This is a genomic window from uncultured Ruminococcus sp. (assembly GCF_934476685.1).
In the GTDB taxonomy this organism is placed as follows: domain Bacteria; phylum Bacillota; class Clostridia; order Oscillospirales; family Ruminococcaceae; genus Hominimerdicola.
Genome location: NZ_CAKSNX010000029.1, coordinates 1 through 6329 on the forward strand (window position 1 = coordinate 1; position 6329 = coordinate 6329).

General features: G+C 37.7%; 5 protein-coding genes and 1 CRISPR repeat array. All 5 genes read left to right on the forward strand.

Annotation, left to right across the window (positions count from 1 at the left end; translation table 11 throughout):
* Positions 1 to 893: type I-PGING CRISPR-associated protein Cas7/Csp1 (cas7p, locus tag Q0E19_RS11475; protein ID WP_294409665.1), on the forward strand; the 893-nt coding region annotated here is incomplete at its 5' end.
* Between the two features lie 49 nt (positions 894 to 942).
* Positions 943 to 3216, forward strand: a complete 2274-nt coding sequence (gene cas3, locus Q0E19_RS11480) for a CRISPR-associated helicase Cas3' (RefSeq protein WP_294409666.1) — start codon at positions 943 to 945, stop codon at positions 3214 to 3216.
* Positions 3213 to 3731 carry a CRISPR-associated protein Cas4 gene (gene cas4, locus Q0E19_RS11485; protein WP_294409667.1) on the forward strand — a complete coding sequence of 173 codons (519 nt, stop codon included), beginning with the start codon at positions 3213 to 3215 and terminating at the stop codon, positions 3729 to 3731. Before cas3 ends, cas4 begins: the two co-directional genes overlap by 4 nt.
* On the forward strand, positions 3728 to 4744 hold the full coding sequence (cas1b, locus tag Q0E19_RS11490; RefSeq protein ID WP_294409668.1) for a type I-B CRISPR-associated endonuclease Cas1b: 1017 nt from the start codon (positions 3728 to 3730) through the stop codon (positions 4742 to 4744). The genes cas4 and cas1b overlap by 4 nt, the downstream gene beginning before the upstream one ends.
* 1 nt (position 4745) lies before the next feature.
* Positions 4746 to 5009: a CRISPR-associated endonuclease Cas2 gene (gene cas2 / locus Q0E19_RS11495; protein WP_294409669.1), complete on the forward strand. Its 264-nt coding sequence runs from the start codon at positions 4746 to 4748 to the stop codon at positions 5007 to 5009.
* A 215-nt stretch (positions 5010 to 5224) separates the two neighbouring features.
* Positions 5225 to 6232: a CRISPR direct-repeat array (repeat unit 30 nt; unit sequence GTATCAATCGTACCTTTATGGAATTGAAAT).
* Positions 6233 to 6329 lie beyond the last annotated feature (97 nt).

A 6329-nucleotide genomic window follows, 5' to 3' on the forward strand; every position in this document is an offset into this window, starting at 1 on the left:
GACGTGTTTATATCTCTGGTCAGATGCAACGCCATGTGTTGTTTTCTGCAATAGATCGTTTGAATAATGCAGACAAGGCAAAAGGAGACACGTTTGTTTCTAACGGTGATGGCATAACAGATAAGATAGAATCAGATTTAAGAGCTGATATGGGAGGATTTATGCATCCTTCTAAAGGTGATTATTCAGGCAGACGAACAGCCCCATTGTCAGTAACTCCTGCAGTAGCGATGAATGAAAGCGAGGTAGGACGGGATCTTCTTATGCGATTGAGAGTTAACACAGAGGGAGAAAATGCTAACGAGCAAGCTATTGCAACACGTGAATTTAGTCAAGAGGATATTATGCGTATGAATTTCTTTCTTGATATTACATCTCTTAGCATATCGAAAGCCTATCGCTACGAGAATTCATTCAATGTGGCTACAGTATATTTCAAGCATGCAACTGAAGCAGAAAGAAAGCGTCGAGCAGAACTATACCTTAATGCTACTCGCTTAATGAATGATTATGCAAATCAAGCACGCAACGCAGTATGTGGTGAGCCTCAACAGGTGATAATCGTTTTTGATACTATTCTTAGCAGAAAAGCTTCTCGCTATTATGAGGCTGGAGAAACAGAACGTGCTAACATAATAAAAGAATTGGATGAAAGAGGCGCTCAATACTTTATTGGTGATGACCGTACTGAAAATAGTGTATTGAAAGCTTATAATGAGGCCCTCGAGTTTTTGAAGTCAAATGAACTATACACATGCGATTCTGATGACAGCATAGTTACAAGTTATGAGGACGTGTATGCTAAATGTAAAGATGACGTGAAACCGACCAAGCTAAAGAAACAAGAAAAGAAGGCAGACGATACTCCTTCTTTGTTTAAAGAACACATATAAGAACTACAATTATCTCTGTTAAATGAGAGAAGACAAATGCAACTATATATTGGCTAAACCTTCAGGCATAACATTAGAACAGCATTGTTCTGATGTTATGTCTGAAATGTCCGATATATGCCAGATATTTATAGGCACTTGCGAGAAATACAAAAAGTTGACAGGTAAAGATCTGGCAATGCGTTTGTCTGTCTCAGCAAAATGGCATGATAACGGAAAAGCTTGCTCAAAATGGCAAGAAGCATGTAGGAAGGATTTCCATAATTATCAATTGTGGAAACAAAATCATCCTAATTGTTCTTTTAAAGAATATAATTCTGAAAAACGTAACGAAGCTGGATGTCATCTTAGAAATGTAGGTATACGTCACGAGTTTTATTCATTAAATGATGCTGTTACTACCAATATGCCGATTCCCATATTGGCGGCAATAGCTGCACATCATGGAAAATTAGGACTTAGCTTTGAAGACAAGTGGATAAGCTGTCCTTCTTTCAAACAATTCTGGAATGAATTTCGTAAAACATCCAATGATATCTCAGAAACAGAGAGCTTGTCTTTAGTGTGTGATAAGTTGTTTGAATTTGACGCTGTAAGAGGATTGCTCCAGTTAGCAGACCATAGAGCAAGTGCGAAAGAAAATGACGAGTTTGTTTTAAACCTAATGCGCTTTAATTATCATTTTCCTTTTGAGGAGAAACGAGGGGTGCAGAAACTTGTGGAAAAGAATTGGAATAATAATATCTTACTTGTGCGTGCTCCAACTGGCGCAGGGAAAACTGATGCTTCTCTGTTGTGGGCTTCTCATCAGATTGCCGCTCACAAAGCAGATCGTCTAGTTATTGCTATGCCTACTAGATTCACAGCAAATGCTCTTTCTGTTAATGTAGCATCTACGTTATCCGATACTGGAGTGTATCATTCAAGCGCATGGTATATAAAGCTTTCTGAAGTGCAGAATGGTGAATTGAATATGACGAAAGCTATGGCTCAGCATAAGATGGCAAAACTTCTTGCAACGCCTATAACTGTATGTACAATAGATCACTTGCTGATGTCTTTGACATTTACTTGTGAAAATCATCATCTGATATGCAGTAACCTTGCAAACTCTTGTGTTGTTATTGATGAGGCTGATTTTTATGATGAATTCGTACTGGCAAATATCCTCTTCTTGTTAAAGGTGCTTCGTTGTTGGAATGTTCCAGTGATGATTATGAGTGCCTCTTTGCCAGAGTCTGCATTACCGTTATATAGAAAGGCTGGGTTTAAGATTGAAAGTATCTTGGAAGACAAGGAAAGCGATAATTATCAGAAGAGTTTTAATATAAAAAGATTAGTGGCTTATGATGAATTGCAGGATATTAGCTATTTATTAGAACATTGTGTGGATAAAGGGAATGCTATTATTTACTTAAATACGGTAGATAAGGCCATACAGGTGTATAAGAAAGTGAAAGAGTTGGTCTTGGAAAGGAACAAAGATATACCGATTATCTTATATCATAGCAGGTTTACAGAGAAGGATAAACAGCGCAAGGAGAACCTTCTACTTGAACATTTGGGCAGAAAAGCTTGGAGTGAAGGTTCTGCCAGAGGAATAGCTATACTTACGCAAATAGGTGAAGTCAGTATCAATATTAGTTCTGAGCTAATGATTAGCGAAATATGTCCTGTAGATAGACTTATGCAAAGGGCGGGAAGATTATGCCGCTTTGATAGCGTGATAGGAGATATGTATGTGTTGATACCATACAAAAATCAGGATCTATATCCAGCGCCATATGGCTCGTATTCAAAAAAAAGCCGATCGTGGATTCCATGCAAAGCTTTTTTATCTACAATAAATGTACTCAAGGAAGGTCTGTATTCTGCAAAAGATTTGGTCGCCGTTTTAAATGAGGTGTATGATGAAGAACCTGAATTTAGTGTAAAGGCGCAAACTAATGCAAAGGCATTAGAGCGAATGTTTATTAATAATTGGTTGATAAACCCTGTGGAAAAATGGCATGAAGATGATACTCATTCTAATAATTGGAGTAGTCGTGATATTGATCCACAGGGAATAGCATTTATATGTAAACCTGATCGTACGCATTTTCATAATTATTCGGAGTATATGGAGTTTGCGTTGTCTAATTCCATAACTTTGCCTGTGTATTTATTGGATAAAGGAAGAAAAGAACATCGAATTGATTCAGATTGCCAGATTACGATTGGAGCTAGAGAGTCTATCTTGATTAATGTTATACGTGAAGGCTTTTATTCATTTGATATTGGTGTTGATTTAACGAATAATGAATTAGAAGATATATTTTTATGATAGTAACAGGTATACATTTCAATTATTACCAACTTTGCCATCGCAAACTATGGCTGTTTGCCAATGGCATCAACATGGAGCAAGAATCTGATTTGGTCTATGAAGGAAAGCTGGTGCATGAATCAAGTTATCCGCAACGTACATCAAAGTATGAGGAGGTGGAGATGGATGGAATCAAAGTGGATTACTATGATGCTAAGAGCAAGGTTATTCATGAAATAAAGAAATCGAATAAAGTCGATAATGCTCATGAATGGCAGTTGAAATATTATATGTATGTTTTTGAGCAGCATGGAATATCTGGCGTGAAGGGCATCTTGGAATATCCGCTTTTGCGTAAGACTCAAGAAGTGCTACTTACGGATATTGACAGGGAAGACATCATGGCTATTACGGAAGACATCAAAAACGTGGTCTCTCAGGAGGCATGTCCGCCTGTTGCGAAGAAGGGCATCTGCAAGAATTGCAGTTACTTTGATTTTTGTTATATAAACGAAATGGAGGGTGAAGAATGAAAAGAAGTTTCTACCTGTTCAATCCAGGCATCATGGAGCGCCGAGATAATACGTTGAAGTTTACGCCTATCATCGTGAACGAGGATGACGAGGAACTCCTGCAGCAGCCTCGATACATACCGGTTGAGGATGTGGCCGAGTTGTTTGCTTTCGGTAGCCTTCGGGCAAATAGTGCTCTGTTCAATTTCTTGGGGCAAAAAGGAATTCCCGTTCACTTTTTCGATTATTACGAGAATTACACAGGTAGTTTCATGCCCCGAGAGAGTCTCCTGTCGGGTAAAGCATTGCTTGCGCAAACCTCTGCATACCAAAACAAGAAGAAACGGGTGGAGTTGGCTCGAAAATTTATTCAAGGAGCGGCATGGAATATGGTCTTGAATCTCAGCTATTATAATCGTAGGGGAAAAGATTTGCAAGTAGTTATTGATGCGATCAAGAAATTGAGCGACGCTTTAGCGGATGCTAAGGCTATAGATGAAATCATGGGAATAGAAGGGAACATACGGCAAGCCTATTATGCGGCTTTCGATATCATTCTTGATGATTTCAAGATGGGGACAAGAACTAAACAGCCACCAGAGAATGAGGTGAATGCTCTTATTTCTTTTGGTAATATGATGTGTTATGCGGAGACTCTTCGGGCTATTCATCAAACCCAACTAAATCCGACGATAAGTTATCTTCATACTCCAGGTGAAAGGCGTTTTTCGTTATGCCTGGATATCTCGGAGATATTTAAGCCAATTATCGTAGATCGAGTTGTTTTCAAGGTTCTCAACAAGCATGTTATAGGCGATGGCCATTTCGACAAGAAGTTGAATAAATGCCTTTTGAACGAAAAGGGCAAGAAGATATTTGTGAAGGCAATGGAAGAGCGATATAACGAAACGTTCCGGCATCGCTCGTTGGGGCGTAATGTTAGTTATAAGCATCTTATCAAGTTGGAATGCTATAAGTTGCTGAAAGACATTTTAGGAATGGAAGAATATAAACCTTTTAAAATGTATTGGTGAGATGTATGTTGTTTTGGTTTATGATGTTGGTGAAAAAAGAGTGGGCAAAATGCTGAAGCTATGTCGTCAATATTTATGTTGGATTCAGAACTCTGTTTTAGAGGGTGAGTTATCGGAGGCAAAACTTCGAGAACTTAAGATGAAAATGAAAATGATCATAGATGAATCAGAAGATAGTGTCATTGTTTTTACCAACAAAATGGGTTATAATATGGATAAACAGATTCTTGGCAAGGAAAGAATGTCGACTGACAATTTCTTGTGAAAAGTTGTCGATGTCGAAGGTTCGCCTTGTTATTTGCTAATACGGAATCTTCCAAAGTGCTCTTTGATATGTTGAAATAGCTGTGAATAAGCTGGTTGTCGCAGAACAGTATTAAAAATATAATTGGGCATCGACATTTATTTCGAGTATTTTTTGCATCTTTGTACTTCCTAACTCATTGTGTTTCGTGGTGTTTATACCATTAGATTCAATGGGTATCAATCGTACCTTTATGGAATTGAAATTTTTGTGATTTGGGCGAAAGGCAAGCTTCAAAACAGTATCAATCGTACCTTTATGGAATTGAAATAGTTACAGGACGATGAAAGGATTAAAGAAAAATTAGTATCAATCGTACCTTTATGGAATTGAAATTCGACAATTTGCGCGACGAACTGAACAAAAGGATGTATCAATCGTACCTTTATGGAATTGAAATTATAGTAGGACTTTTTCTTTTCTCTTCGCCTATAGTATCAATCGTACCTTTATGGAATTGAAATTATCATGTTATATATTAATGCGCTGTTGCAGCTGTTGTATCAATCGTACCTTTATGGAATTGAAATTTTCACCAGCTGTTGAATCTTTGTTCTTGAAGGAAGCGTATCAATCGTACCTTTATGGAATTGAAATAGCGGCTCGCGCGGGCGGAGGGCGGCTTGGTTTGGTATCAATCGTACCTTTATGGAATTGAAATGCATTTTAGAGGGGCGGGTGGCGGGGGGAACGCGCGTATCAATCGTACCTTTATGGAATTGAAATAATAATCAACATTAAAAGTGGAGGGAGAAATTTTTTCCGTATCAATCGTACCTTTATGGAATTGAAATAAGAAAAACAGAAGGCAGATTAGTAAGGAACTCAGTATCAATCGTACCTTTATGGAATTGAAATACGGCAAAGTAACGCACTTTTTCATAGGGATTATTTTGTATCAATCGTACCTTTATGGAATTGAAATGAAAGTGACGAAGGTTTCACTAATACGAACGAAGTGTATCAATCGTACCTTTATGGAATTGAAATTCCATTTTTGGAGGAACTCTGCTTGACGCAAAAGAGTATCAATCGTACCTTTATGGAATTGAAATATATAATTGGCAATAGTAGCACAAGTCGTGTGGGGGTATCAATCGTACCTTTATGGAATTGAAATTCGCGGAACTATGCCGTATATAACTTGTGAACAAGTATCAATCGTACCTTTATGGAATTGAAATGTAAGATGGATTCATTTAATGTATCTATTATTAGTTGATTATCAGTATTATACGCTCTAAACGGTAGAAAAGTGACTGTGTGGATTCTATATAGATA